The 25,627-nt window shown below is 70.1% G+C and carries 24 protein-coding genes and 1 pseudogene; 11 read left to right on the top strand and 14 right to left on the bottom strand.

Annotation, left to right across the window (positions count from 1 at the left end):
• Positions 1-14: 14 nt before the first annotated feature.
• On the bottom strand, positions 15-395 hold the full coding sequence (locus tag ABT130_RS04070; protein WP_350952665.1) for a type II toxin-antitoxin system death-on-curing family toxin: 381 nt from the start codon (positions 393-395) through the stop codon (positions 15-17).
• A complete protein-coding gene (locus tag ABT130_RS04065; protein ID WP_350952663.1) occupies positions 392-589 on the bottom strand; it encodes a FitA-like ribbon-helix-helix domain-containing protein in 198 nt (65 codons plus the stop codon). The genes ABT130_RS04070 and ABT130_RS04065 overlap by 4 nt, the downstream gene beginning before the upstream one ends.
• Positions 590-924: 335 nt before the next feature.
• On the opposite strand from ABT130_RS04065, the gene ABT130_RS04060 reads away from it, so the two are divergent.
• The 4 genes from ABT130_RS04060 to ABT130_RS04045 are packed head-to-tail and all read left to right on the top strand — an operon-like array spanning position 925 to position 3,563.
• Entirely contained in the window at positions 925-1,872 is a 948-nt protein-coding gene (locus ABT130_RS04060) for a DUF418 domain-containing protein (protein WP_350952662.1), read from the top strand.
• The gene (locus tag ABT130_RS04055; protein WP_350952660.1) at positions 1,869-2,663 is read left to right on the top strand and encodes a carbon-nitrogen hydrolase family protein; all 795 of its coding nucleotides are present in this window, start codon (positions 1,869-1,871) and stop codon (positions 2,661-2,663) included. Before ABT130_RS04060 ends, ABT130_RS04055 begins: the two co-directional genes overlap by 4 nt.
• Before the next feature lie 10 nt (positions 2,664-2,673).
• Positions 2,674-3,135 (top strand): hypothetical protein, encoded by a 462-nt coding sequence (locus ABT130_RS04050; protein WP_350952658.1) that lies wholly within the window; start codon positions 2,674-2,676, stop codon positions 3,133-3,135.
• Positions 3,132-3,563 carry a hypothetical protein gene (locus tag ABT130_RS04045; RefSeq protein ID WP_350952656.1) on the top strand — a complete coding sequence of 144 codons (432 nt, stop codon included), beginning with the start codon at positions 3,132-3,134 and terminating at the stop codon, positions 3,561-3,563. Before ABT130_RS04050 ends, ABT130_RS04045 begins: the two co-directional genes overlap by 4 nt.
• Positions 3,564-3,663: 100 nt before the next feature.
• On the opposite strand, the gene ABT130_RS04040 is transcribed toward ABT130_RS04045, so the two are convergent.
• The 7 genes from ABT130_RS04040 to ABT130_RS04010 all read right to left on the bottom strand — a co-directional run bounded on the left by ABT130_RS04040 (position 3,664) and on the right by ABT130_RS04010 (position 12,678).
• Positions 3,664-5,160, bottom strand: a complete 1,497-nt coding sequence (locus tag ABT130_RS04040) for a carboxyl transferase domain-containing protein (RefSeq protein ID WP_350952654.1) — start codon at positions 5,158-5,160, stop codon at positions 3,664-3,666.
• Between the two features lie 52 nt (positions 5,161-5,212).
• Positions 5,213-6,370: a CaiB/BaiF CoA transferase family protein gene (locus ABT130_RS04035; RefSeq protein WP_350952652.1), complete on the bottom strand. Its 1,158-nt coding sequence runs from the start codon at positions 6,368-6,370 to the stop codon at positions 5,213-5,215.
• Positions 6,371-6,686: 316 nt separating this feature from the next.
• A complete protein-coding gene (locus tag ABT130_RS04030) occupies positions 6,687-7,346 on the bottom strand; it encodes a histidine phosphatase family protein (RefSeq protein WP_350952650.1) in 660 nt (219 codons plus the stop codon).
• A gap of 115 nt (positions 7,347-7,461) precedes the next feature.
• Positions 7,462-7,665, bottom strand: a complete 204-nt coding sequence (locus tag ABT130_RS04025) for a cold-shock protein (RefSeq protein WP_350929493.1) — start codon at positions 7,663-7,665, stop codon at positions 7,462-7,464.
• Between the two features lie 409 nt (positions 7,666-8,074).
• Positions 8,075-9,937, bottom strand: a complete 1,863-nt coding sequence (locus ABT130_RS04020) for a hydantoinase B/oxoprolinase family protein (RefSeq protein WP_350929491.1) — start codon at positions 9,935-9,937, stop codon at positions 8,075-8,077.
• Positions 9,915-12,020 carry a hydantoinase/oxoprolinase family protein gene (locus ABT130_RS04015; RefSeq protein WP_350952648.1) on the bottom strand — a complete coding sequence of 702 codons (2,106 nt, stop codon included), beginning with the start codon at positions 12,018-12,020 and terminating at the stop codon, positions 9,915-9,917. Before ABT130_RS04015 ends, ABT130_RS04020 begins: the two co-directional genes overlap by 23 nt.
• 214 nt (positions 12,021-12,234) lie before the next feature.
• Positions 12,235-12,678, bottom strand: a complete 444-nt coding sequence (locus ABT130_RS04010) for a hypothetical protein (protein WP_350929487.1) — start codon at positions 12,676-12,678, stop codon at positions 12,235-12,237.
• Between the two features lie 302 nt (positions 12,679-12,980).
• On the opposite strand from ABT130_RS04010, the gene ABT130_RS04005 reads away from it, so the two are divergent.
• Positions 12,981-13,619 carry an SRPBCC family protein gene (locus ABT130_RS04005; protein ID WP_350952646.1) on the top strand — a complete coding sequence of 213 codons (639 nt, stop codon included), beginning with the start codon at positions 12,981-12,983 and terminating at the stop codon, positions 13,617-13,619.
• Positions 13,620-13,882: 263 nt separating this feature from the next.
• Positions 13,883-14,524: a thymidine kinase gene (locus ABT130_RS04000; protein WP_350929482.1), complete on the top strand. Its 642-nt coding sequence runs from the start codon at positions 13,883-13,885 to the stop codon at positions 14,522-14,524.
• Between the two features lie 25 nt (positions 14,525-14,549).
• Here the strand turns inward: ABT130_RS04000 and ABT130_RS03995 are convergent, their stop codons facing one another.
• The 3 genes from ABT130_RS03995 to ABT130_RS03985 form a co-directional block, all read right to left on the bottom strand.
• Positions 14,550-15,248, bottom strand: coding sequence for a DsbA family oxidoreductase (locus ABT130_RS03995; RefSeq protein WP_350929480.1), 699 nt, complete (start codon positions 15,246-15,248; stop codon positions 14,550-14,552).
• A gap of 339 nt (positions 15,249-15,587) precedes the next feature.
• Positions 15,588-15,800 carry a DUF5999 family protein gene (locus ABT130_RS03990; RefSeq protein WP_350952644.1) on the bottom strand — a complete coding sequence of 71 codons (213 nt, stop codon included), beginning with the start codon at positions 15,798-15,800 and terminating at the stop codon, positions 15,588-15,590.
• A 524-nt stretch (positions 15,801-16,324) separates the two neighbouring features.
• Positions 16,325-17,332, bottom strand: a complete 1,008-nt coding sequence (locus ABT130_RS03985) for a LysR family transcriptional regulator (RefSeq protein ID WP_350929476.1) — start codon at positions 17,330-17,332, stop codon at positions 16,325-16,327.
• Positions 17,333-17,475: 143 nt separating this feature from the next.
• Between ABT130_RS03985 and ABT130_RS03980 the strand changes: the two are divergent.
• Positions 17,476-18,372: pseudogene (locus tag ABT130_RS03980) on the top strand (serine hydrolase).
• Between the two features lie 63 nt (positions 18,373-18,435).
• On the opposite strand, the gene ABT130_RS03975 reads toward ABT130_RS03980, so the two are convergent.
• Positions 18,436-19,458 carry a LacI family DNA-binding transcriptional regulator gene (locus tag ABT130_RS03975; RefSeq protein ID WP_350929472.1) on the bottom strand — a complete coding sequence of 341 codons (1,023 nt, stop codon included), beginning with the start codon at positions 19,456-19,458 and terminating at the stop codon, positions 18,436-18,438.
• 207 nt (positions 19,459-19,665) lie between these two features.
• On the opposite strand from ABT130_RS03975, the gene ABT130_RS03970 reads away from it, so the two are divergent.
• The 4 genes from ABT130_RS03970 to ABT130_RS03955 are packed head-to-tail and all read left to right on the top strand — an operon-like array spanning position 19,666 to position 24,428.
• Positions 19,666-20,928, top strand: coding sequence for an ABC transporter substrate-binding protein (locus tag ABT130_RS03970; protein ID WP_350952642.1), 1,263 nt, complete (start codon positions 19,666-19,668; stop codon positions 20,926-20,928).
• Positions 20,925-21,857 (top strand): carbohydrate ABC transporter permease, encoded by a 933-nt coding sequence (locus tag ABT130_RS03965; RefSeq protein WP_350952640.1) that lies wholly within the window; start codon positions 20,925-20,927, stop codon positions 21,855-21,857. Before ABT130_RS03970 ends, ABT130_RS03965 begins: the two co-directional genes overlap by 4 nt.
• Positions 21,854-22,639, top strand: coding sequence for a carbohydrate ABC transporter permease (locus ABT130_RS03960; RefSeq protein WP_350952638.1), 786 nt, complete (start codon positions 21,854-21,856; stop codon positions 22,637-22,639). Before ABT130_RS03965 ends, ABT130_RS03960 begins: the two co-directional genes overlap by 4 nt.
• Positions 22,632-24,428 carry a glycoside hydrolase family 127 protein gene (locus ABT130_RS03955; RefSeq protein ID WP_350952636.1) on the top strand — a complete coding sequence of 599 codons (1,797 nt, stop codon included), beginning with the start codon at positions 22,632-22,634 and terminating at the stop codon, positions 24,426-24,428. The genes ABT130_RS03960 and ABT130_RS03955 overlap by 8 nt, the downstream gene beginning before the upstream one ends.
• Before the next feature lie 22 nt (positions 24,429-24,450).
• Here the strand turns inward: ABT130_RS03955 and ABT130_RS03950 are convergent, their stop codons facing one another.
• On the bottom strand, positions 24,451-25,350 hold the full coding sequence (locus ABT130_RS03950) for a hypothetical protein (protein WP_350929461.1): 900 nt from the start codon (positions 25,348-25,350) through the stop codon (positions 24,451-24,453).
• Positions 25,351-25,627 lie beyond the last annotated feature (277 nt).

Raw genomic sequence — 25,627 nt, 5'->3', positions numbered from 1 at the left:
GGGGTGGGCCCGCCTCAAACGGTCACGGCGAAGCTCCGGAGCACATCGGCGATCTCATCGACCTCGGTGAGCTTGCCCGAGGCGACGGCGATGACGAGGTCATAAGCCTCGTCATCGCCGGTGTCGATCGCCCTCCCGTTCCATGCCAGGAAGACGACCGTCGCCACCCACGCCACCCGCTTGTTTCCATCCACGAACGGATGATTGGCGGCCAGTGAATGAAGCAGGGCCGCGGCTTTGGCGAACAGGTCCGGATATGCCTCCTGCCCGAACATGGACGCCTGGGGCCTGTGCACGGCGGAATCGAGCAGACCCAGGTCGCGTAGTTCCGGCGTAGCCCCGAAGGCCAACTCCGCGAGATCGAGAACCTGCTCCACCGTGAGACAACGGGTCATTCGGCGAGCCGATCAAGAACGGGTTTCCATCGGCGCACCGCTTCCACGCCGAGCCGATGAACCTCCTCGTCATCGGAATGGCGCACCAGGTATTCCTCCACGGCCGCCAGCACCACCTGCTGCATGCTCCGCCCCTCTCGCTCCGCGCGTCGCCGGAGGGCTTCGGTCTGCTCGTCGGAGAGCCGCAATGTCATAGCCATGCCTCCCACCGTACGGCGAATCCGGTATCACAGCGATACCACAACCGAGAGGATATAAGTCGTTACCCAGAGTGGCGACTCGTTTTACCGGACGACATCCGGCAAGGACTTCACATCCCCGGTCCAGCCGGTCAGCGGGCCGGGATCACCGCCTGACCAGGGTCACCCGGGGAGAGCCGAACCGGCCGAGAACCCCGCGATGGTGTCGCGGTACCGGGGTGATGTCCCGCTCGCGGGTTCGCGCGGGCGGCGATCGCCACACCTCCGAGAGGGCTTACGGGGGAGATCATCTATGCATAGTTGATTATGGGGTGATACGTCTATTTCCTGTGACCCGACGATTCCACGAGCTCGACGCGCTCCGCGGCTTCGCGGTGTGCGGGATCATGCTGGTCAACACCTGGCAGCACACCCGCGACCAGCTGAGGAACCCAGGCCAGAACGCGGTCGACTGGGTGATCGACAACCTGCTGCAGAGCAGGTTCTATCCGATCTTCTCGTTCCTGTTCGGGCTGAGCTTCGTCCTCTTCCTCCAGTCGGCGGCCGAGCGGACCGAGAGCCCCCGGGCCGTGCTGCTGCGCAGGCTGGCGGTGCTCGCGGCGCTGGGCGCGCTCCACCAGATCGTCAACCCCGGCGAGGTGCTCCTGCCGTACGCGATCTTCGGGGCGCTGATCCTGCTGCCCGCCTCGTTCTTCCCGCAGCCCGCGGTGGTGCTGCTGGGCGTCGCCCTCACCGCCTGGGCGGTACACCAGGGCGGCGGGGTGATCCTCGTCCCCGGGCTGTTCGTGCTGGGCATGGCCATGATGCAGCGGCCGCCGCCCGAGTGGCTGCTGCCGTTCGCGTTCGCGGCGAGCGTGGTGCTGGGCGTGGCGCTCACCTGGCTCTGGGTACGCATCGCGGGCGACCCCGTCCTCTTCAACCGGGCCGTCTACCCGGCCGCCGGGCTCGCCGCCGCCACGGCCTACTGCACCGGGTTGCTGCTTCTGCTGCGGACCCGGCTGCGTGACCCGCTGCTGGCGGCTCTGGCGCCGCTCGGCCGGATGGCGCTGACCAACTACCTGATGAGCACACCGATCATCCTGCTCTTCCTGCCACTGCTCACCTCGGATGCGACCCGGCTGGCCGGTGTGGCGCTCTCGGTCGCCGTCCTGGTGTTTCAGGTGCTGTTCAGCCGGGCGTGGCTGGCCAGATTCAGGTACGGACCGCTGGAATGGGCGTGGCGGAGCCTCACGTGGATGGAACGAGTGCCGAACCGACGGATAGGGTCACACCCGTGACGCGCATCGCCCTCTGCCAGATCCCGGTCTCGGAAGACCCCGCCGCCAACCTCGATCGTGCCCGCACGGCCCTCGGCGAGGCCGCCGCGGGCGGCGCCGAGCTGGCGATCTTCCCGGAGGCCACGCTCACCCGGTACGGCAGGAGAATCACCGACCTCGCCCAGCCGCTGGACGGACCGTTCGTCACCGGGCTGGCCGAAGCCGCACGGGAGCACGGCCTTTCGGTGATCGCGGGGGTGTTCGAGCCCGGTGATCACCGGGTCCACAACACCGCGGTCGCCATCGGCCCCACCGGCTCGATCGAGGCGGCCTACCGGAAGATCCACCTGTTCGACTCCTTCGGCGCCCGCGAATCCGAGCTGGTCGCGCCGGGCGACACGCCGGTCGTGGTGGAGCTGGCCGGGCTCCGGGTGGGCCTGGTCACCTGCTATGACATCCGCTTCCCCGAGCTGACCAGAGCCCTGGTGGACGCCGGGGCCGAGTTGTTCGCGGTGATCGCCGCGTGGGGTTCCGGGCCGATGAAGGAGGAGCACTGGACCACCCTCGTCAGGGCCCGGGCGATCGAGAACACCACCTGGGTCGCGGCCGTGGGCCAGGCGCCGAATCCGGAGGCCCGCGACAACTTCGGGATCGGACGGAGCATGCTGGTCGACCCGATGGGGGTGGTACGCACCGATATGGGCCCCGGACCCGGCGTACAGATATGCGAATTCGACTCCCAGATCACGATTGCCACCCGGAATGCCCTGCCGTGCCTGGAACACCGGCGACTCCGGGCCGGTGGATCGTAAAATGCCGACCGTGAGTGATCCACCTGGGCGTAGAACGCAGATGCAGAAGGTCATACCTCCTCGGCTGCTCGTGCCCTATCTGGCCGGCAGACGCACCGTGATCTCCGGATACGTGTACCGGGTTCAGGACTGCGCGCGGCTGACCACCCCCGCTCAGCTCTTCGCCGGTCTCGACCTGGGGTTCGACGGCTCGGAGCTGACCGCCACCGTCCCGGAGATCTATCTGATGCGCTGGTACGCCCGCGACATGGACGCCTACGTCGTGCCGTACGGCCCGCACATGGGCGGTGACTGGAACGATTCACCGCCCTTCGCCGGGAACGGCTTCACCACCTCGCGGGATCACGTCGTGCCGCAGTTCCACACCACGCCCATGCCGATCCCCGCCGGGGCCGAGATCATCCACGTGACCGACGGCGAGGAGCGCCTCTTCGGCTGCTACGACGGCCTGAGCTGGCGGCCCGCCTCATGAGCGCCGAGATCGAGCCGGTGGCCTCGGGGTTCGCCGCCCGCTACTCCGGCCGGACGTACGCCGCCGCCCTCGGCCCGGGTACCACCGAGGTGGTGCTGTTCAACGAGGAGGCCCGGCCGGGCTTCGAGGCGGCCTCCGGCTACTGGCGGCTGGTCGTCGCGCGCGAGGACCTCGACTGGCTGGTGCTGGTCCGCACCGTCGGCGCGTTCGGCGGTGAGCCCTGCCTGGTCCTTGACGTCTCCGAGGAGAACGGTGAGGAGAGCCTGCACATCGCCTACACCGGGCACAGCGGGGTGAAGGCCGAGGCCCTGGGCTACTGGATGGTCGACCACGGGGCGTACGAGGTGGTCGTCCCCCGCGACGAGGTCTTCTCCGTGCGGATCGAGCGCCTGCCGGTCCCGCTCACCCCGGTGCTCTCGGAGCCGTGACCCCCCTCGCGCCTGACATCCCACCTGAGGGCTCCCAGGTGACCTGTCACGACGCGCGGCCGGGGTGGAGACCCGCCGTCGTCCCGTCGCCGCCGCCCGCTCAGCCCACGCCGAGCCGGCGGTAGCGGGAGAGCCTGGCGGCGAGGCGGTCCGCGGGGGGCTGCCCCAGCAGGGTCGCGATCTCGTACTCCAGTGCCCGCGAGACCCGGCGGCAGAACGCCTCCGGCTCGTAGGCGGCGTCGGGGAACTCCGGGATGATCCGGTCGACGAGGCCGTCCCGGCGCAGGTCCGTGGATCTCACCCCCTGGGCCTCGGCGATCTCCGGGGCGAAGTCGACACTCCGGTACAGCAGCGCCGACGCTCCCTCCGGGGAGAGCGGAGACAGCCAGCCGTGCTGGGCACAGAGCACCCGGTCGGCGGGGAGCAGCGCGAGGGCGGCGCCGCCCGCGCCCTCCCCCAGCAGCAGGCAGACGGTCGGGGCGTCGAGCATCACCAGGTCGGCCACGGAGCGGGCGATCTCGGCGGCCAGGCCGCCCTCCTCCGCCGCCCTGGAGAGCGCGGCCCCGGCGGTGTCGATCACGGTGACCAGTGGCAACCCCAGCTCGGAGGCCAGGCGCATCCCCCTCCTGGCGACCCGGAGCCCGGCCGGACCGAGCGGGGCGTCGATCCGCTGGTGCCGCCGGTCCTGGCCGAGCACGACCGCGGGGACCTCGCCGAACCTGGCCAGGGCGAGGATCAGCCCGGGATCGTGCTCGCCCACACCGGTGCCGTTGAGCGGGGTGGCCTCGGAGGCTCCGAGCTTGAGCAGTGCCCGCACGCCGGGGCGGTCGTCGCGGCGGGAGCGGCTGATCGCGTCCCACGCCTGGACCACCGGGATCCACTCGTCCGGCTCGGGACCCGGATCCAGCCCCTCACGGGGGGCGCACAGCACGGCGAGCACCCGGATGGCGACCCGCCGGGCGTCCTCGGCCGACACCACGGCGTCGACCAGGCCGTGGGCGAAGAGGTTCTCGGCGACCTGAACACCCTCGGGAAACGGGTAGCCGTGCAGCGCCTCGAACACCCTCGGCCCCAGGAACCCGATCAGCGCGCCCGGCTCGGCCGCGGTGACGTGCCCCAGCGAGCCCCAGGAGGCGAAGACGCCACCGGTGGTGGGATGGCGCAGGTAGACGACATACGGCAGGCCCGCGGCGCGGTGCGCGGCCACGGCGGCGGTGACCTTCACCATCTGGACGAAGGCCATCGCGCCCTCCTGCATCCGGGTGCCGCCCGAGGCGGGGGCCGCCAGCAGCGGGAGCCGCTCGGCGGTGGCCCGCTCGATCGCGGCGGTGAGCCGCTCGGCGGCGGCCACCCCGATCGAGCCGGCCAGGAAGGAGAACTCGCACGCGACGATCGCCACCCGGCGCCCGTCGAGCAGGCCCTCCCCGGAGACCACCGCCTCGTCGTATCCCGTCCTGGCCCGGATCGCGGCCAGCTCCTCGGCGTACCCCGAGCCGGGCTGGGAGGGGTCGGCGGGCGGCTCGTCCCACGAGATCCAGGTCCCGGGGTCCAGGAAGGTGTCGATCAGGGTCCGCGCGTCGGGTCGCGCCGGAGTCATATCCGCGCCCCGCGGGGTGGCGGCTGGGTGTGCGGAGAGGTCCGCCTGCCTGTCAACGCTCACGCTCCCTCAGCCAGGCGAGGACCTCGTCGTTGTGCTCGCCGAGGGCGGGCGGGGCGGTATGGCGCATGGGAAGGTCGCCGTCGAAGCGGAGTGGCGGTCCCGGCAGCTCGATGGTGCCGAGCACGGGGTGGTCGACCTCGACGACCAGCCCCTGGGAACGGGTCTGCTCCCAGGCGTAGACCTCGTCGATGGACCTGATCGCCCCGGCGGGCACCCCGGCCTCGCCGAGCGCGGCCAGCCAGTGCGCCCTGTCGTGCTTCGTGAGCCTCCGCTCCATGTCCGCGATCAGCTCGTCCCGATGCGCAAACCTTTCCCTGTTCGTGGCATATTTCGCGATATCTGGATCTATCTCCAGCAGGGTGGCGACCTTGCGCCACTGCACGTCGTTCGCCACCGCGATCTGGATCATGCCGTCGGCGCAGTGGAAGGCCCCGTACGGGGCGATGGAGGCGTGGTGGTTACCGTTGGCGACGGGCACCTGGCCGCCGACGGTCCAGGCCGTGCCGTGGTAGGAGTGCACCCCGGTCACCGCGGCCAGCAGTGAGGTCCGCACGACCTTGCCCCGCCCGGTCCGCTCCCGCTCGTACAGCGCGGCCAGCACGCCGTAGGCGCCGTGGATGCCGCCGAGCAGGTCCGCGATCGAGGCGCCCACCCGGTACGGCTCGTCGGCAGACGGGCCGGTCAGGCTCATCAGCCCGGCCTCGCCCTGCGCGATCTGGTCGTACCCCGGCCTGCCGCCCTCCGGGCCGTCATGGCCGAAGCCGGTGATCGACAGGATGACCAGGCGGGGGTTGAGCTCGTGCAGCCGCTCGACGGGGAAGCCCAGCCGGTCCAGGACGCCGGTGCGGAAGTTCTCCACCAGCACATCGCTCTGCCGCACCAGGCGCTCGATCAGCGCCTTGCCCTCGGCGGACTTGAGGTCGAGGGTGATCGACTGTTTGTTCCGGTTGGCCGCCAGGAAATAAGTAGAAATATCACTATCAGGGCCTACGAACGGTGGGCCCCAGCCCCGGGACTCGTCACCTCCCCCGGGATGTTCCACCTTGATCACCCGAGCACCCAGATCGCCGAGCATCTGCGTGGCGTGCGGACCCGCGAGCGCACGAGAGAGATCGAGAACGACGATGTCGCCGAGTGCTCCCTGCAAGATCAACCTCCGATACGTGGCGGCCGGAGAAACGCTTCCTCTGTTCCCGGCCCACTTGCCATGATCCCCCATCATGTTTAGTGAGGGGGCTGCCGGGTTTACCCGGCAGGTGAATCGCCTCCCTGTTATGGTTCCGGTGTTTGAAACGGTCAGGGCTTGGCCGTCGCCTACCTCGGCCGAGGGAAGCGAGAAGCCGCTCCCCTCGGGGCGCGGAGGAGTCACGAGACTGGCACGATACCCGGATGAGGGAATCCCATGATCCCTCATACCGGTACCTGGCGGGGTGGGGCCGTGAGGTCCGGGCCGGAGCGGAGCATTACCGCGGCCGTGTCCCCAGCAGGTGGCCCACCTCGTTGAAGACCTCGGGCCTGGTTCCGCGCCACACCGAGACCGAGGCGTTGCCGACCGGGCCGAACGCCTCGACGGAGTCGATCGGGACATCCTCGATCACGTGCTTGAACATCAGCACGACCGAGTCGTGCGCGACGACGAGAACCCGGCGCCCGGCGTGCCCGGCACGCAGTTCCTCGATCACCTCGCGTATCCGACCGGCGACATCGGGGAAACTCTCCCCCTCCGGGGGCCGGAAGCCGCCGTACAGGCGTGCCACCAGGTTCTCCGACTCACCGGGAAACCTCTCCCTGAGCGCGAGCAGGTTCATCCCCGACCAACGTCCCATGTCATGGTCCCTGAGCCTCGGCTCCAGCCGGATCTCGGGGTCCGCACCCAGCTCGGCGGCGACCAGCTCCCAGGTCTGCACGGTCCTGCGGTACGGCGAGCACAGCACGAGTTCCGGCGGATCCCCTGCCGCCAGGTGCCGCCCCAGCTCGGTGGCCTGCTCCCTGCCGAGCGGAGTCAGCTCGGCCTCGGAGTCGGGGCGCTCCAGGACGACCGCCCGGCCCGCGCGGAAGGCCTCCTCGAAGGCCACGTTGGACTCGCTCTGACCATGTCGTACCACAGTGATCGTCAGCGGCATTCCCTCATGAAAACGCCTTCTCGCTCAGCGGGCAAGGAGCGCCGGGCACGAAACGAGCCGGGGCCCGCACCCTTCGAAGGATGCGGGCCCCGGCCCTTGCCGTGCTGGTGCTACGTCAGACCGGAACGATGTTCTCGGCCTGCGGGCCCTTCTGGCCCTGCGTGACGTCGAAGGAGACCTTCTGGCCCTCCTGCAGCTCACGGTAGCCCTGGGCGGCGATGTTGGAGTAGTGAGCGAAGACGTCGGCGCCGCCGCCGTCCTGCTCGATGAAGCCGAAGCCCTTTTCCGAGTTGAACCACTTCACGGTTCCCGTAGCCATAACCTTCTCCTTCGATAGGGGGCAGAGCCGGAATCCGCACCGCGCGGATCCCGCGTCGCCGCGATGAGCCCATCCGGAGATGACCGGGAAAACAAAAATGCACCTGACGGATGACCTTCAGGTGCACACAGAGTTTCATGGGTACCACAACCGCAACTACCCACAGTTTAGCACCACCACGACCCGGCACACGAACTCGTCGGGCCCCTCCTCCGGCGTGCTGCCGGGGGAGGGGAAAGCCGATCGCCAGGACGGGCCAGCCGTGGTCCTCACGGCCGTCGTGGCGGGGTGTCTCTCATCTCCCGAGCGACCTGATACGGACCGTGAGGCGAGGCCGGGGGTGACCTCCGCCGGGGCTCTCGGCGCGGAACGCCGATGCGGGCGGTACCCGAGGAGGACACCCGCTCGACTACCTGAAGTCCACCTCCGCGTGCGGCAGGCCGCCCGACAGGGAGGGGAAGCCAGGGCCCCGATCGAAGAAGGGCGCGTCGTCGGTGACCAGGGCGCGGAGTTCCGCGCGGCGGATCTCGGTCGCCTCGGCGTCCACCTGGGGATCGTCCTGCGAGCCGGACAGGATGACCCCGTAGTCGTCGCGGGCGCCGTCGGCCGAGACCTTGCCGTCGCGGACGTCGGCGGCCACCAGGGCGGGGTCGCGGTCCAGCGGAGAACCCCAGCCGCCACCGCCGGTGGTGCGGACCCGGATGATCTCACCCGCGCGGACCGGCGAGTCGTCCACCAGGCCCTCCATCTCCGTCCCGTCGATCTCCACGACGAAGGGTTTTCCGGCCCGGCCGCCGTTCACCCCCCAGCAGGACAGGATCGAGCGGTCGGCGATGGACATGAACGAGGCGTCGCGGAGCATCCGCAGGTGCTTGTCGTAGCCGAGACCGCCCCGGTAGAGGCCGGGACCGCCGGAGTCGCGGGCCAGGCCGAGCCGCTCGACCCGGAAGGGCCAGCGGGACTCGGCGAACTCGACCGGGATGTTGCGCGAGTCGGGCACCACGTGGATGGTGTCCTCCCCGTCCGCGTACCACCGGCCGCCCGAACCGCCGCCGAGGACCTCGCGCATCAGGTACGGGGTGCCATCGAGGCCGTCGCCGTAGACGCCGGTGTAGCGGATGGTCTCCTGGTCGGCGGGCATCCGGCCGCCGGTCGCCTTGGCCAGCACCCCGGCCAGCACGCCCAGCAGGCGCAGGATCACGAAGGTACGGGCGTTGGTGGGGGCCGGGAAGATCGGGGTGAGCAGGGTGCCCTTCTCCGGGAACCGCATCTCGATGAGGGGCACGACGCCCTCGTTGACGTCCAGCTCGGCCATCCGCTCGGGGGTGTCGGCCAGGTTGCGCAGGATCGGCGCCAGCCACTTCTTCAGGAACACCCCGTCGGCGTAGTCGCCCGCGTGGTTGATCGGCCCCTTGGCCTGCGGCGAGGTGCCGGTGAAGTCCATGACCAGCGGCACCTGGGCCGAATGGTCGACGGTGAGGGTCATCCGCTGGGTGTGCAGGCGGGGGGAGTCCACGCCGTCGTGCTCGGCGTAGTCCTCCCACACGTGGGTGCCCTCGGGGATCTTGGCCAGCAGTTCCCTGCGGAACGTCTCGGTGGTGTTGGAGATGATCGCGTCGAAGCACGCCTCGACCGCCTCGCGCCCGTACCGGTCGAACAGCTCGCCCAGCCGCCGCGCGCCCATCAGGCAGGCCGAGCACTCGGCGTCCAGGTCTCCGGCCAGTGAGTCGGGCATCCGCGAGTTCCGGGTCATGATGGTGAGCGCCGCCCGGTTGGGCACGCCCTCGTCCCACAGCTTGATCGGCGGGACCATCAGCCCCTCCTCGAACACGCTGCGCGCGTTGCTCGGCATGGAGCCGGGCACGCCTCCGCCGATGTCGTCGTGGTGGCCGAACGCCTGCACGAAGGCGACGACCTCCCCGCCGTGGAAGACCGGGACCGTCACGCACAGGTCGGGCAGGTGCCCGATGCCCCCCTCGGACAGGTAGACGTCGTTGTGGAAGAACACGTCGCCGGGCTTCATCTCGGCGGTCGGGAAGTCCCTGACGATCGGCTGGACCAGCGCCGAGTAGGACCTGCCGGTCAGCTTGCGCAGCCGTACGTCGTGGATGCCCGCGCGGAAGTCGTGCGCGTCGCGGATCATGGGCGAGCGGGCGGTACGGGCGATGGCCGTCTCGACCTCCATCTCCACGGACGCGAGCGTTCCCTCGACGATCTCCACCAGCACCGGGTCGGCCGCGCTCGTCGATTCAGCCGTTGTCGTTCGCTGCACGGCGCACCTCCAGGTTTCCGAACTCGTCCATGGTCGCGGTGAAGCCGGGGTGAACCGGCAGGGTGGAGCCGTACTCCTCGATGACCGCGGGACCGCTGATCTCCGCTCCGGCCGCCAGGTCGGCGCGGCGGTGGATCGGGGTGCTGCCCCACTCGTCGTAACAGACCTCGCGGAAGGCGACCGGCTCGGGCCGGCTCGTACCGTGCGGCCGGCGTCCGATGGCGGGGCGGGTGATCGGGCCGATACCGGAGACCCGGAGGTTGACCCACTCGACGCCGTGCCGGGGGTCGTCACGGTAGCCGTACCCGTAGAGCTTGTGGTGCTCGGTGTGGAAGCGGTCCAGCACCTCGGCCCGCCACGCCTCGTCCAGCGGTCCGGCCGGGGCCATCACCCTGACCTCGTAGGCCTGGCCGTAGTAGCGCAGGTCGGCGCTTCGCGCGTAGACGTGCGCCTCTCCGGCGAAGCCCTCGCGGTCCAGGGCCGAGGCCGCCTGTCCCTCCAGCTCACCGAAGATCTCCGCGGCGGCCGCGAGCGAGAGGTCGCGGGTGACGAAGGTGCGCACGTAGTCGTTCTTGACGTCCACGGTGAGCAGCCCGAACGCCGAGACGTTGCCGGGGTCGGGCGGGACGATCACCGAGGGCAGGCCGAGGATGTCGATGAGCCTGCAGACCAGCAGCGGTCCCGAGCCGCCGAAGGCGACCATGGGGAAGTCGCGCACGTCCAGGCCGCGCTTGACGGTGATCTGGCGGATGGCGTTCGACTGGTTGAACGCGCTGATCTCCAGGATGCCCGCCGCGGTCCGTTCGGGAGTCAGTCCGATCTTGCCCGCGAGCGCCTCGATCCCCTGCCGGGCGGCGTCGGCGTCGAGCGGGATCTCCCCGCCGAGCAGGTGCGCCGGAACCCGGCCGAGGAAGACGTGCGCGTCGGTGACGGTGACCTCGGTGCCGCCCCGGCCGTAGCAGAGTGGCCCCGGGTCGGCCCCCGCGGACTTGGGCCCGACCTTCAGCGTGCCCTCCGGGGAGATCCACGCGATGGAGCCGCCGCCCGCGCCGACGGTCACGATGTCGATCATCGGGATCTTGCAGGGGTAGCGGCCGATGCTGCCCTCGGTGGTCAGCGACGGCTCCCCGTCGACGACCACCGCGACGTCGGTGGAGGTGCCGCCGCCGTCCAGGGTGATCACCGAGGGGTGCCCGGCGGTGGCGGCGATCAGCGCGGCGCCGAGCGCGCCCGCGGCCGGTCCGGAGAGCACCGTGGTGATCGGCTGGTGCACCACCTCGGCTGCGGAGAGCACACCGCCGTTGCTCTTCATGACGGAGAACGGCAGGCGCTCGCCCGCACGCGCGGCCCCCGTCTCGCCCTCCTGGCCGTCCGCCTCCAGACGTTCGGCCAGGTTGGCGATATAGCGGCGCATCGTCGGTTTGACCGCGGCGTCGACCAGCGTGGTGACCGAGCGCTCGTACTCGCGGTACTCGCGCAGCACGTCGCACGAGATCGAGACGACGGCATCCGGGTGCTCCCGTTCCAGGACCTCCCGCATGCGCAGTTCGTGGGCGGGGTTGGCGTACGAGTGCAGGAAGCAGACGCCGATCGCGGTGATGCCGCGATCACGGAACCACCGGGCCGCCTCGACGGCCTGCTCCTCGTCGAACGGCCGCACCTCGGCCCCGGTGTGGTCCAGGCGCCCGCCGACGGTCCTGACCCGGTGCACCGGGACGATGCGGGGCGGCTTCACCCAGAAGTAGGAGTTGCCGTAGCCGTCGGGCACGCTCTGGCGGGCGATCTCCAGGATGAACTCGAAGCCCTCGGTGGTGACGAAGCCCAGGTCGGCGATACGGTCCTCAAGGAGTTGGTTGGTGGCGACCGTGGTGCCGTGCACCACCGCCGACACGGCTTCCAGGGTCACCTCCTCGGCCCCGGCCGCCTTTCTGAGGACCTTCCATACCCCCTCCATGAACCCGTCGGCCGGGTTGGCGGGGGTGGAGGGAGTCTTGGTCGTGGTGATCTCACCGGTCTGCTCGTCCACCGCGACCACGTCTGTGAACGTGCCCCCGGTGTCGACCCCGATACGGACGCTGCGCATGCCCCCGTGTCTACCCAGTCCCGGCGAATCCGCAAATCGGCGGACCCTGCCGAAGCTACGGCCGATCCTTGGGCAGTGTTGGCGGGAGCGGAGGGGTGAGTACCGGTGGACGTCCGGGACCGCAGGAGCCGGACCTGGCCGCGGAGACGCGAAAGGCCGGCCCTGCCGGAGGTCGTCCGGAGGCCGGCCCCGCTGGAGGTCCGCGGTGCCTGTTCTAGCGGCGCCGGGGACCCATGGTGGTGTTGATCACCGAGTCGGCGTCGTGCGCGTGGACCTTGGCGGCGAGGCGGATGGCGATCTCGTTCGTACGGCGCAGCTCGGCCTCGACCCTGTCCTTGCCGGACTGGCCGATCTGCACGCCGAAGTAGGCGCCGATGATCGCACCCGAGACGCCGACGAGCCCGGCGAACGGCGCGGTCGTGTCACCCCCGCGCAGCGTGATCACCGCGAAGCCGATCAGGATGACCACGAGCCCCACGATGACGACGTAGAACCCGTACCGCCAGCGAGCCGCCTCGGCCTGGGCGGCGACGGCCTCGTCCTCGCTCATCATCGCCGCGAGCGCCACCGGTATCTCCGCGGTCTCCGCGGAGGGGCCGGAGGTCAGGGTGGCCGGGGTCTTGCCGAGAGGTGGAACGGTCTTGTTGGTGGTCGTCACTGGTTCTCCCACTTTCCGATATGCCAAAGGGAATCTCCCACGCTTTTCACGGTCAAGCCAAGTCAAGCCCAGTCAGGCTATGCCAGCCAGGGACCACCCACTCCTACCAGCAGATCTTCCCTCCAAACCCCCTCGTACCTCCCGTCTTTCACCCTCGGTCGCAGACCATGACCTTTCAGGCGGATGTCCGAGGATGGACCGTTACAAAACATGAAGATCACGATCTGTGTTCGGAACGTGGAAACCATGATCGGATGCGGTAGAAGACTTTCATCACCTCCCCCTCTTCTCCTGAGGTATCCATGACAAAGCTCTTCCGGCTTCTCGTGGCCCCGCTGTCCGCCGCCGCCCTCCTCCTCACCGCCTTCACGAGCCCTGCCCGCGCCGACACCGACCCGCTGCTCGCCGCCCAGTGGCAGATCGCCTGGAACACCTACAGGTTCTACGAGTGCCTGACCGCTCCCCTGCCGATAACGGGAAGGAAGCAGGTCAAACGTGATGTCTCCATCGAGATCAACGCCCCGGTGCAGCACGTGTTCGACGCCTACTCCAATATCAACAACCATCTGGGCATGCACTCGTTCCTGAAGCGGGTCGTCACGCACGCGGATTGGAACGAGCCAGGAACGCGCTACGTCAACTTCACCGCGGTCGAGGAGATCCCGGTCGCCGGGCTGCCGGTCACCAGCAACACGCACGCGCAGCAGCGCGTCCACCGCGACGACCTCTACTACGAGACCGACACCTGGACGCTGCCGAACGTCGTCACGCACCAGAAGATCGTCTTCACCGACCTGGGCGACGGGCGGACGCGGGTCACCGAGCACCTCACCTTCGAGGCGAGCATCCTGCTCATCGACTTCACCGTGACCAACGGCGTCTCCTCCCACCAGGCGACGCAGGCGGGCCTGAAGGCGGCGATCGAGAGCGGCCTGCTCTGACCGTGAGGATGTAGGTGAACGCCTCCCGATGGGGTCCGGCCCTTGCGCCGACCGGCCGCCGACCGACCACGGCGTCCTCAACGGGATCTGTCGACTCCATCCGGGAGGCGTTCGTCCGCACTCACCGGCCGACGGGGCTCACCCGCCGGGCGAGCCCCGTCGACTCCCCGGCACCACGGGGATCGTACGGTCAACGAAAGCGACAAACCGGTCACCAGGGGTGGAGATCGCTGACCGCGCCAGAAGTACTAGGCTGGCGCCCCGTGACCGAAACGTCTGCCCTCTCCGCCGTTCCCGCCGTCTCCCGGGACGGGGTGCTGCGCTTCTACTTCGGCCCGATGGACTGCGGCAAGTCCACCCTGGCCCTGCAGATGAACTACAACCACGGCCGTCAGGGCAGGCGCGGCCTGGTGCTCACCAAACACGACCGCTCGGGCAGCGCGCAGGTCACCAGCCGGATCGGCCTGGGCAGCGAGGCCGTCGAGGTCGACGACGACCTGGATCTGGTGGCCCTGGTCCGCGCGCACCAGCCCATCGACTACGTCATCTGCGACGAGGCGTGCTTCTACACGGTCGCCCAGATCGAGCAGCTCGCCGACCTCACCGACGACTACGGCATCGATGTCTACGCCTTCGGCCTGGCCTCGGACTTCCGCTCGCGGATGTTCCCCGCCGCCCAGCGGCTCTTCGAGCTGGCCGACGAGATCAACCGCCTCCAGGTCGAGGTCCTGTGCTGGTGCGGACGCCCCGGGCGCCTGAACGCCCGGGTGGTCGGCGGCAGCATGACCCGTACCGGCGAGCAGGTGGTCATCGGCGACACCGGCGCCGCTCCGATCCGCTACCAGGTGCTGTGCCGCCGCCACCACCGCTCCGGCGAGCTCGGCCTGCCCGGTCTTCCCGGCTGACCTCCCCCTCGCGGGCCCGGCGTCGTCAGACGGCGCAGTACCCCTCGTCGTCGCAGGCGTCCCCGCCGGTCTGGGCGGCCTTGACCGCCCTGGCGGCCGGTGACTGCCCGGTGCGCTCGGCGACCTCTTCGAGGGCGGCGAGCAGGGTGTCCTCGGGCTGGGCGCCGGAGACGGCGAACTGGCCCTCGAACAGGAAGAGCGGCACCGAGCTGACGCCGATGGCGCGGGCCCGGGCCAGCTCCTCCCGCACCGCCGCCGCGCCGTCCTCACCGTCGAGGTCCGCCCGTACGCCGAGCTCCCCGGCCAGCTTGGCGAGCACCTCCCGCGAGCCGACGTCGAGACCGTCGGTGAAGTGAGCCCGGAAGAGCGCGTACAGCGCCTCCTCCCCCTTGCCCTGCTCTCCGGCGAGCCGGATGAGGCGGTGCGCGTCGAAGGTGTTGGCCTGGATCGCGTGGTCGAAGTCCAGCACCAGCCCGTCCTCCGCGGCGACCCCGCCCACCCTCCCGAACATCTGCGCGGCCTGCTCGGCCCCGCCGAACTTCTTCGCGGCCCAGGTGAGCGTGAGCTCGCCGTTGGACTTCGCGTCCGGCATGAGCTGGAACGGCCTGAACTCGACCTCCACCTCCCCGCCCTTGGCCCGGTAGCGCTCGACGGCGCGGGCGAAGCGGGCGTGGCCGATGTAGCACCAGGGACAGACGACGTCTGAGTAGATTTCAACCTTCACGTACCGCTGTAACCGGTGCGGAGGGCCGCTCATTCCGCGGTGTCGCCCGCGGCCGCGGCCACGCGGCACCCGGTGAGACGGAGCGGTCAGTACGGCAGCCGCCTGCCCGCCGGAGTCCGCAGGTCCAGGGTGAGCCAGGCGGCGGAGCGTGACCGCTTGCGGAGGTGGACCCGACGCATCGTCATCCGACCTTTTCGGGCTGCCGGTCGCCGGTCGGCTGCCATGCCCCGGGCGCCGGGACCGGGACGGAAAAGAGCCGCCGGGGCGCCGTCCCCCGGTGCGGGGACGGGTCGGCGGCCGCAGCGGCGGCCACAGGGGAGGCTGGAGCGGCGAACGCTCTCATGCCGCCCCGACGCAGTGGCTGTGATGGGCGGGAATGCCGCGATGGGCGGGAATGCTACGTCCGTCGGGCATAAGCTCCCCGGTGTCATCGAAGACCACCACGCCGTTGCAGAGCAGCCCCCACCCCTGCTCTGGGTAAGAGACCACGAGACGCGCCGCCTCATGATCAAAAGCGTCCGCGGACGGACAGGGGGGTATGTGCTGGCACACGGTCTTGCTCCGATCTTGATTGTCTGCGGGAAGGACTCCCGGCTCAGCGGGAGACGGCGCGGACGACCTTCCCGGCCGACCTCGCATCGGCTTCACGGAATCTCGCCTTCGCCTCCGCGCCGGCACTTCGTGCGCTCCAACGCGACCAGGTTCTGGTGGGCGGCTCCGGTGGCGACCACGGACTCCCCCCGCCGGCGTCACCGCGTCCGTCTGTCCGATGACCCGAACATGACGCGGGATCTTCTAGCGGCGTTCCCTGAGCAAACAAGTTGTTAATTTGTCGCCTTCTTGGTGCTAATTAACCTTTGTCTACACCCGTACATGCCCATCGTCGATAGAGCCGAGGTCTTGTCCTGGTAGAGCATTCTTTGCGATGGGAGGTCCCCTCGATACCAGGCGGAACCTGCCGAGCGTGGCGGGGAAATCGCGGCCGGACGCGGTCGGCGCCGGGGCGATGTGACAGGCGTCGAACTCCTCGTGTCACACCGCACCGGACCGGCGGCCGAGATGCGGCCGGGAGGACGTCAAGGAGCGTAGACGACGGACCAGGGACGGGGCCCGAGCGACGGTGCCGTCTCGGGTGTCGCCGGCGGTGTCCCGGCCGTGCCGTGCTGGGCGAGGATCTCGGCGGCCAGGACGGCGAAGCGGGTGGCCGCCGGGTGGGCCGACCGTTCCGGCCAGGCGACGCAGATCCCCCGCCGGAGAGGATCTCCGGCCAGGGGGCGCCAGATCACCCGTGGCTCCCTGCGCGCCATCGCCTCCTGCTCGAACGCCACCCCGTGACCCGCCAGCACCAGTCCCAGCAGGAACTCCGGGTTGCGGGCGTGCCGGAGCCGTACCGGGGAGAAACCTTTCGTGCGGCAGACGTCGAGCAGGTGGTCGTACCAGGCCGGGGAGGTCTCGCGGGGGAAGACGACGAGATCGTGCCCGGCGAGCTCGGCCAGCTCGATCTCCCATGGCCGCGATCCTGACCGCTCCGGTCGCGGTTCTGACCGCGCCAGTGCCAGGGGGGAGGTACGTGGCAGCACCACGCCCAGCGGGATCTGCACGACGGGGCCGTACAGCAGACCGGGGGTGTCGACGGGGTGGTGCACGAGGCCCGCGTCGAGCCCGGCGGAGGCCAGGCGGCGGAGCTGTTCCGGGACCGTGAGCTCATGGAGCTCCAGGTGTAGCCCTGGGGTGTCCTCGGTGACGCGCCGCAGCAGGGCGTGGAGCGTCACGGCCGGGATCTCCGGAGGTACCCCGACGCGGAGAGTTCCCAGCTCGCCTTCACCGGCCTGACGCATCATCGTCCGCAGGCGCTCCTCGCCCGCGAGGAACCGCCTGGCCTCCCCGACGAGAAGCCGCCCCGCCGCCGTGAGCTCGATCTGGCGGCGCGAGCGGTCGAACAACTCGGCGCCGAGCTCGCGCTCCAGCCGCTGGATCGACTGGCTGAGCGGCGGCTGGGCGATACCGAGCACCTCCGCGGCATGGCCGAAGTGCAGTTCTTCGGCGACGACGAGGAAATGTCGCAGGTGCCGGGAAAGGTCCACGGCGCCACGATAGGCGATCGTCCACCCGCGCCTTCATCCCCCGGGGTCCATCGGACCTCCCCGGGCATGGACGGCCGAGCTTCACAGACATCCGGCTCGCCACGCGTCACGGGCCGCCGGCGGGCCTGGATAGCGTTGCGGGTGTGTCGACAGAGGAACGGATAGCGGAGATCTTCACGGCGGCCGGCCTGGACGGTCATCTGCACGCGCTGGACATCACCGGGGGGCGTGAGGTCGGGGTACGCGCCGACGAGCAGGTGGTGATCGCCTCGATCTTCAAGGTGCTGCTGGTCCTGGAGTTCGCCCGCCAGGCCGCGGCCGGCCAGCTCGACCCGGCCGAGCGCGTGCTGGTGACGGCCGGGGACAGGCTCGGCGGCTGGGGGACCGCCGGATGCGCGGACGACGTGGAGATATCGCTCCGCGACCTGGCCCACTTCGCCATGTCCGTCAGCGACAACACCGCCGCCGACCTGCTGATGCGCAAGGTAGGCCTGGACACCGTCCAGATGCTGGCCGCGGAGCTGGGGCTGGGGCGCACCCGGGTGATCGGCGGGCCCAGGCAGTTGCTGGAGTCGATGCTCGCGGATGTGGGGGCGCGGGACGACGCCGAGTTCGCGCGGATCTTCCCGACCCTGCCCGCCGAGCGGGTCTAGGCGCTGCGGGTCTTCGACCCCGGTCACACGACCTCGAGCACCGCGCGCGAGATGACCCGGCTGCTCGGGCTGATCTGGCGCGACGAGGCGGGACCGCCGCAGGCGTGCGCGGCGGTGCGCGACTACATGGCGCGGCAGATCTCCTGGACACGGATCGCCTCGGGGTTCCCCGCGGAAGTGCGGGTGGCCGCCAAGACAGGGACGCTGCCCGGCCTGCACATGGAGGCGGGGGTCGCCGAGTATCCCTGCGGCGGGAGATACGCGGTGGCGGTGTTCGCCAGGAGCGAGCAGCTGCACGCGACCCGGCGCATCGACATCGACCTGGCGATCGGCCAGGCCGCCCGGGTCGCCGTCGACGCGCTACGCGCCGGCCCCGGCCGCGGATGAGTCCCGCCCCCGGGCCCGAGAACCCGCGCGGCCGCCGATGCCGCGACGGCCGCGCGACCCTGATCAGGAAGGGCCGGGTGGTGCGGTGGAGTCGCGGATCACGAGCCGGCAGGGCATGGTGTGGATGCCGGGGGCGACCTTCCCGTCGATGGCGGCGAACAGGTGTTGCGCGGCCGTGTGCCCCAGCCGTTCCAGGTTCGGGTCGACGCTGGTGAGCAGCGGGCGGGTCTCGGCCGACAGCACCTCCCAGTTGTCGTAGCCGATCACCGCGATGTCCGCGGGCAGGCGCCGGCCGCGCTCCCTGGCCGTCTCCATGAAGCCCGCGGCGATCTGGTCACTGCCGCAGAACACCGCGTCGAGGTCGGGCTGCGCCATCAGCAGCATCTCGGCCGCCTGCCGCCCCCACCGCTGGGACCAGGCACCAAAGAGGGTCTCGCCCGCCTGTTCGAGACCGGCCTCGGCGAGCTCTCGCCGCACGCCCTCGGCCCTGTCGATCGCGGCCTTGTAGTCCGTGGGACCGGTGACATGGGCGATCCTGCGCCGCCCGGTGGCCAGCAGGTGCCGTACGGCGAGCATCGCGCCGCCCACATCGTCGGGCACGAAGGAGACATCGTCGGCGTCGTCGGAGGGACCGTAGGCGTACACCACGGGAACCGGCAGGTCACGGCTGATGGAGGGGCGCGGGTTGGTGCTCTCCCCCACCACGATCAGGCCGTCGACCCGCCGGGACAGGAGCATGCGGATGTGGTGCTGCTCGCGGATGACGTCGCCGCGGGCGTCGCAGAGCATCACCGCCATCTCCCCCGCGCCGAAGGCGTTCTCCGCGCCGAGAAGGACGGGGATCCCGAATCTCCCGGCGCTGTCGCTGGTCAACAGGCCGACCGTACGGCTCTGCCCGGTCAGCAGGTTCTTGGCGAGCGCGTTCGGCCGGAAGGAGAGCTGTTCGGCCGCTTCGAGCACGCGCTGCCGGGTGTCGGCCCTGACGTTGTCCTTCCCATTGAGTGCCTTGGACACGGTGGCGATCGACACGCCGGCCAGCGAGGCCACGTCACTGATGGTCACCGCACGTGACCGCCTGCCAGCCATCTGACGAAATCCTTTTCTTTATACCTTGTCAGCAGGATCGGCCATCATGATGGTGGCCCCCCAGAGAGTAGCCCTCACCCTCACTCAACAGCAAGGTCAGCCTCCCATCGGCAGGGGATTGACACGGTCTGATGTTTCTTTTACGTTTCCGAAAACCTTTTAGTTCTATTTCGCGCGTCGCGGGGGATGCCGGAAGAGGAGAAGACCATGCAGCCACGCGCCGGGATGACCGCCATCGTATTGTTAGCGCTAACAACAGCGGCGGCCTGCGGCGGGAGCGAGAAGACCGCCGCTCCCGCCGATGAGGCCACCACGATCACCATGTGGACGCGCGCCGCGACGCAGGCGCAGAGCGAGCGGCTGGTCAAGGCGTACAACGCGAGCCACAAGAACCAGGTGAAGCTGACGGTCATCCCGACGGACAACTACCAGCCGCGCATCGCGGCCGCGGCCGGGGCGAAGCAGCTGCCCGACGTGTTCGCGGCAGATGTGATCTTCGTCCCCAACTACACCTCGCAGGGCCTGTACCTGGACATCAGCGACCGCATCGCCGCGCTGCCCCACAAGGACAAGCTCGCCCCCTCGCACATCAGGCTGGGCACGCTGGACGGCCGCTCCTACACGCTCCCGCACACCCTGGACCTGTCCGTCTGGTTCTGGAACAAGGACCTGTACGAGAAGGCCGGGCTGGACCCCGAGAAGGGACCCACGACGCTGAAGGAGTTCGCCGAGCAGGCCACGGTCGTCGACGAGAAGCTCGGCAAGGACGGCAAGGTGCACGGCACCTTCTTCGGCGGCAACTGCGGCGGCTGCTACGTGTTCACCTTCTGGCCGTCGGTGTGGGCCTCGGGCGCCCAGGTCATGGACGCCGAGGGCACGACCTCGCTCAACGACCAGGCCGCCATGACGGACGTGTTCAAGATCTACCGCGACCTCTACGCCAAGGGCGTCACCGGCCCGACCGCCAAGGAGGAGCAGGGACCGACCTGGACCGGTTTCTTCCCCAAGGGGGAGATCGGCGTGATGCCGATGCCCTCGACCACGCTCGGCTCGATGCCGAAGGAGATGAGGATCGGCGTCGCGCCCATCGCCGGCCCCGACGGCGGAGAGTCCACCTTCGTCGGCGGCGACTCGGTCGGCATCTCGTCGACCAGCGAGAACGCCGACGCCGCCTGGGACTTCCTGTCCTGGACGGTCTCCGACGAGGCACAGGTCGAGGTCATGGCCAAGAACAAGGACATTCCAGCCCGCACCGACCTGGCCGACAACAAGTACTCCGCCCAGGACCCGAGGGTGGTGCTGATGAACTCCATGGTCGCCAAGGGGCGGACGCCGTACGCGCTGCGGTTCGGGCAGACCTTCAACGACCCGCAGGGGCCGTGGCTGCGCCTGGCCAGGGAGGCCGTGTTCGGTGACGCGGGCAAGGTCGCCCAGCTCAACTCCGAGATCACCAAGTCGCTGCAGCAATGACGGTGACACTGACCAGGCATGACGGGAAGGCGGTGCGGGGAGCCGTCCCGGCGCCGCCCCCCTGGTGGCGGACCCGGCGGGCGCAGGGCTGGGTCTACGCGGCCCCGACCGCCCTGATCGTCGGCGTGCTGTTCCTGGCACCGCTGGCACTGGTCGTCTGGATGTCGCTGAACCACTGGCCGCTGCTCGGCCGGGCGACGTTCAACGCGCCGGACAACTACCTCAAGATCGCCGACAATCCCCTCTTCCTCGACGCGGTGGGCTTCACGCTGAAGTACACCGCCATCACGACCGTGCTGCTGTCGGCCATGGCGCTCGGCCTGGCCCTGCTGGTGCAGGAGCGCAGGCCCGGTGTCGGCTTCTTCCGTACCGCGTTCTTCCTGCCGGGTGCGGTCGGCTTCGCCGCGGCGGCGCTGCTCTTCTACGGCATGCTCAACAACGACTTCGGGCCGATCGACCCGATCCTGCGGGCCCTGGGCCTCACCGACGAGCCGGTGAGGTGGACCGGAACCCCGAACATGGCGCTGTTCTCCACGATCGCGCTGGTGCTGTGGCGGTTCGCCGGGTTCAACATGCTCATCCTGCTCACCGGGCTGCAGTCGATCCCGGTCGAGGTCTACGAGGCGGCCAGGAGTGACGGCGCCGGCCGTTGGCAGATCTTCACCAGGATCACGCTGCCGCTGCTCCGTCCCACGCTCGCGCTGATGCTCGTCCTCAGCGTCACCGGCTCCCTGCTCGCCTTCGACCAGTTCTTCATCTTCACCAACGGCGGCCCGGACAACAGCACGGTCTCCATGGTCATGGTCGTCTACCGCGACGCGTTCTTCCGCTTCGATCTGGGCGGCGCCGCGGCGCTGTCCGTCGTGCTGCTGGTCGCCCTGGTCGCGCTCAACGCCCTGCAGATGCGGGTACTCAGGAGGTCGAAGTGAGCAGACCGGTGAGAACGCCCTACTACACCACGATGTCGGCCCTGGCGGTGCTCTTCCTGTTCCCCCTGCTGTGGAGCGGCTGGTCCTCCTTCGACGGCGGGGTCGGGAACTACCTGGAGATGGCCCGCTTCGGCGAGGGCGTCGGCACCTACCTGACCAACAGCGTGCTGGTCTCGGCGATGACCGTCGCCGGCACGCTGGGAGTCTCCGCCCTGGGCGGCTACGCCTTCGCCCGTTTCGACTTCCCCGGCAAGAACCTGCTCTTCCTCACCACGCTGGCGATCCTGATGGTGCCGTACGCGACCATCCTGATCCCGCTCTACGTCCTGCTCGGCTACATCGGGCTGCAGAACTCGCTGATCGGGCTCGCGCTCGTCTTCGTGATGTTCCAGCTGCCGTTCGCGCTGTTCATGATGCGCAACGCCTTCGAGGCGATCCCGCGCGAGCTGGAGGAGGCCGCCCTCGTCGACGGCTGCGGCACGTTCCGCGCCTTCGCCCGCATCCTGCTGCGCGCGGTGCGGCCCGCCCTGGTCACGGTCGGCCTGTTCGCCTTCCTGGCCTCGTGGAACGACTTCTTCGCCCCGCTCATCCTGCTCAACGACGGTGCGAGCTTCACCCTGCCGGTGGCCGTGGTCAGCATGACCCAGCGCACGTTCGGCGCCGTCGACTACGGCATGCTGCAGGCCGGCGTCATGGTCATGGCCGTGCCCTGCCTGATCCTCTTCATCGTCCTCCAGCGCCACTACGTGCGCGGATTCATGTCAGGAGCCCTGCGTGGTTAGTCCCGTCATGCCCTCGGCGGGGGCACTGTCCCCGCTCGGCCTCGATGCCGTACGGCTCACCCCGGGTTTCTGGGGTGACCGGATGGCGCTCAACCGCGAGGTCGTCATCGCCCACTGCCAGGAGTGGATGGAACGGGTCGGCTGGATCGGCAATTTCCGCGGCGTGACTCCCCGCCGGGGCCGGGAGTTCTCCGACTCGGAGATCTACAAGCTGCTGGAGGGGATGGCCTGGTCGGACCACCCCGCCCTGGACGAGCTGGCCGCGACCGTGGCGCGGGCGCAGGAGGAGGACGGTTACCTCAACACCCGCTGGAGCGGGCGGCGCTACACCGACTTCGAGTGGGGCCACGAGCTGTACTGCTACGGCCACCTGATCCAGGCAGGCGTCGCCCGGCTCCGCGCGCACGGCGAGGACACGCTGACCGAGGTGGCCCGCCGGGCCGCCGACCACGTCTGCGCCCGCTTCATGGACACCGAGGAGACCTGCGGTCATCCCGTGGTGGAGACGGCGCTGGTCGAGCTGTACCGGGTCACCGGGACCGAGCGCTACCTGGAGATGGCCCGCAGGTTCGTCGAGCGGCGCGGCAGGCCCGCCCTCGGTGAGATCCAGTTCCATCCCGCGTACTTCCAGGACGATCTGCCCGTACGGCGGGCGCGGGTGTTCCGCGGGCACGCGGTGCGCGCCCTCTATCTCGCCTGCGGCACGGTGGACGTGGCCGTCGAGACCGGTGACACGGAGCTGCTGCGGGTGGTCGAGACACAGTGGGAGCGCACCGTCGCCCGGCGCGTCCACCTGACCGGCGGGGTGGGCTCGCACCACTCGGACGAGGCCTTCGGCGAGGACTTCGAGCTGCCGGCCGACCGCGCCTACTCCGAGACCTGCGCCTGCATCGCCTCGATCATGCTGTCGCACCGGCTGCTGCTGGCCACCGGCGACGTGCGCTACGCCGACCTGGCCGAGCGGACCATGTACAACGTGCTCGCCACGGCGGTGGCGCTGGACGGGCGCTCGTTCTTCTATGTCAACCCGCTGCAGGTACGAGTCCCGGCCGAGCCGCGCGAGGGGGTCAACCACGGTTCCGAGGGTGGCCTGCGCTCGCCCTGGTTCGACGTGTCGTGCTGCCCCAACAACATCGCCCGTACCCTCGCCTCGCTCCCCGCCTACCTGGCCGCGGCGGACGGCGACGCCCTGCGCATCCACCATTACACGCCCGGCGAGATCCACCACGACGGTCTCGCGCTCCGGATCGAGACGGACTACCCCTGGTCGGGCACGGTGACCGCGCACGTCATCGAGGGCCGGGCCGGCCGGATCTCGCTGCGCGTACCGCCCTGGGCCCAGGGCGCGACCCTGACCTACGGCGGCGTGTCGCATCCGGCCGAGCCCGGCTACGCCACGGCCGAGGCCGACTGGCGGCCGGGAGACCGGATCCGGCTCGACCTGCCGATGCGGCCCCGCTGGACCTTCCCCGACCGGCGGGTGGACGCGGTCCGCGGGTGCGCCGCCGTCGAACGCGGCCCGCTCGTCTACTGCGCCGAGTCCACCGGCGACGAGCCTCCGCTGGCGCAGGTCACGGTGGAACCCCTCACGCCGGTCGAGCGGCACGTCGACGGGGCCGTCGAGCTGGACGTCCCGGCCTGCCTGACGGCGCCGGAAGACGACGCCTGGCCGTACCGGGCCGATCGGCGGGCGGCCGCGGGCCGGCAGACGTCCCTGCGGCTGGTCCCCTATCACCGCTGGGGCAACCGGGGCCCCGCGAGCATGCGCGTGTGGCTGCCGCTGACCTGATCTCCACGCCGCAGGCGGTCATCTAGGAGGCGTCGGCGATCTCCCACAGCCGGGCGGCCAGTTGCTCCGGCTCGCCGTCGACCAGCGCCGAGACCCCGCGCCACCAGGCGAACCACTCGCCGCTGCGCCACATCCAGTCGATCCGCTCGATGGCGGCGATGACGTCGCCCCTGTTGCGCCAGACCGCACCCGCCTGTTCCGCGGAGGCGCCCTGGCGCAGCGCCCAGGTGTGCAGGGTCTCGGCGGCCTCGGTGTCGACCGGCTGCTCGTACGGGTCGGGATGCTCGTCCAGCCGGTGCGGGCCCAGCCCCGCGGCGACGCCCCAGCTCCACTGGGCCTCGGCGGGACGGGAGTAGCGCAGGGAGTCGAAGTCGAGGTTGGAACCGAGCTCGTTGTCCGCCCGGCGCAGCACCAGCGCGTCGAGGCGGCCGCCCGCGTCGAAGGAGACCACGATCCGCTGGCCGGGGCGCGCGTCGGGTGGCAGTTCGACCCGGTCCTCGGCCTGCCAGGAGTTGAGGTCGGTGACGGCGGCGGGGCGGCCCCAGGTCTCGTCCGCCGCGTCGTCGGCGATCCAGGCGGCGAGCATCTCCAGAACCGTCAGGTCGGTCCACGGCTCGATCGCGGTGGAGCTCCACAGCACCTCGTCCGGCGCGGGCAGCTTGCCGCCGCGCTCGCGCCGCCACCACCGCTCGCCGAGCTCGCGGGTGCCGACCAGCAGGGCGGCCAGCGCGGCGAGCTCGGTGGATCTGCGGGTGAGGGGGGCGCCTCGGGCGAGTTCGACGGAACGCGCGACACGGTCGGCGCCCAGCGCCGCTCCCGCCTCGCCCAGCAGCAGGGCGGCGTCCGGCCGCGCCTCGCCCAGTAGGTCACGGATCAGTCGTCTGGCCTCGGTCCTCGCGTCCTCCGCACGTCCCTCACGCATACCGACACGGTACGCCGGGAGATCCTTAGGCGCGAGCGTCACCGGGCGCTACCGCCGTGCCGTCGTCCTGCGGTGACACGGCGAGGTACACCGATGTGGCCGAGCGGTCTGCGCCACCGCCCCGAGCACCCCGGCCGGCATGATCAGGTCGCGCACCGGCCCGCCGTGGGGGGGGCCCGCCGGGGGGGGGGGGGGGGGGCGAGACAAATAGTTAAGCAACACCAGAAAAAAAGCGAAAAAAAAAAAAAAAAAGATTTGGGGGGAGAGTGGGGAGAGT

The sequence above is a fragment of the Streptosporangium sp. NPDC001681 genome (genome assembly GCF_040298085.1).
Lineage (GTDB): Bacteria > Actinomycetota > Actinomycetes > Streptosporangiales > Streptosporangiaceae > Streptosporangium.
This window is presented reverse-complemented; position numbering and strand designations above follow the sequence as displayed.

What these genes read in the sequence shown, in the direction of transcription:
- ABT130_RS04070 (WP_350952665.1), bottom strand. Translation starts at nt 395, where the DNA reads ATGACCCGTTGTCTCACGGTGGAGCAGGTTCTCGATCTCGCGGAGTTG.
- ABT130_RS04065 (WP_350952663.1), bottom strand. Translation starts at nt 589, where the DNA reads ATGACATTGCGGCTCTCCGACGAGCAGACCGAAGCCCTCCGGCGACGC.
- ABT130_RS04045 (WP_350952656.1), top strand. Translation starts at nt 3,132, where the DNA reads ATGAGCGCCGAGATCGAGCCGGTGGCCTCGGGGTTCGCCGCCCGCTAC.
- ABT130_RS04040 (WP_350952654.1), bottom strand. Translation starts at nt 5,160, where the DNA reads ATGACTCCGGCGCGACCCGACGCGCGGACCCTGATCGACACCTTCCTG.
- ABT130_RS04030 (WP_350952650.1), bottom strand. Translation starts at nt 7,346, where the DNA reads ATGCCGCTGACGATCACTGTGGTACGACATGGTCAGAGCGAGTCCAAC.
- ABT130_RS04025 (WP_350929493.1), bottom strand. Translation starts at nt 7,665, where the DNA reads ATGGCTACGGGAACCGTGAAGTGGTTCAACTCGGAAAAGGGCTTCGGC.
- ABT130_RS04015 (WP_350952648.1), bottom strand. Translation starts at nt 12,020, where the DNA reads ATGCGCAGCGTCCGTATCGGGGTCGACACCGGGGGCACGTTCACAGAC.
- ABT130_RS04005 (WP_350952646.1), top strand. Translation starts at nt 12,981, where the DNA reads ATGACAAAGCTCTTCCGGCTTCTCGTGGCCCCGCTGTCCGCCGCCGCC.
- ABT130_RS03975 (WP_350929472.1), bottom strand. Translation starts at nt 19,458, where the DNA reads ATGGCTGGCAGGCGGTCACGTGCGGTGACCATCAGTGACGTGGCCTCG.
- ABT130_RS03970 (WP_350952642.1), top strand. Translation starts at nt 19,666, where the DNA reads ATGCAGCCACGCGCCGGGATGACCGCCATCGTATTGTTAGCGCTAACA.
- ABT130_RS03965 (WP_350952640.1), top strand. Translation starts at nt 20,925, where the DNA reads ATGACGGTGACACTGACCAGGCATGACGGGAAGGCGGTGCGGGGAGCC.
- ABT130_RS03950 (WP_350929461.1), bottom strand. Translation starts at nt 25,350, where the DNA reads ATGCGTGAGGGACGTGCGGAGGACGCGAGGACCGAGGCCAGACGACTG.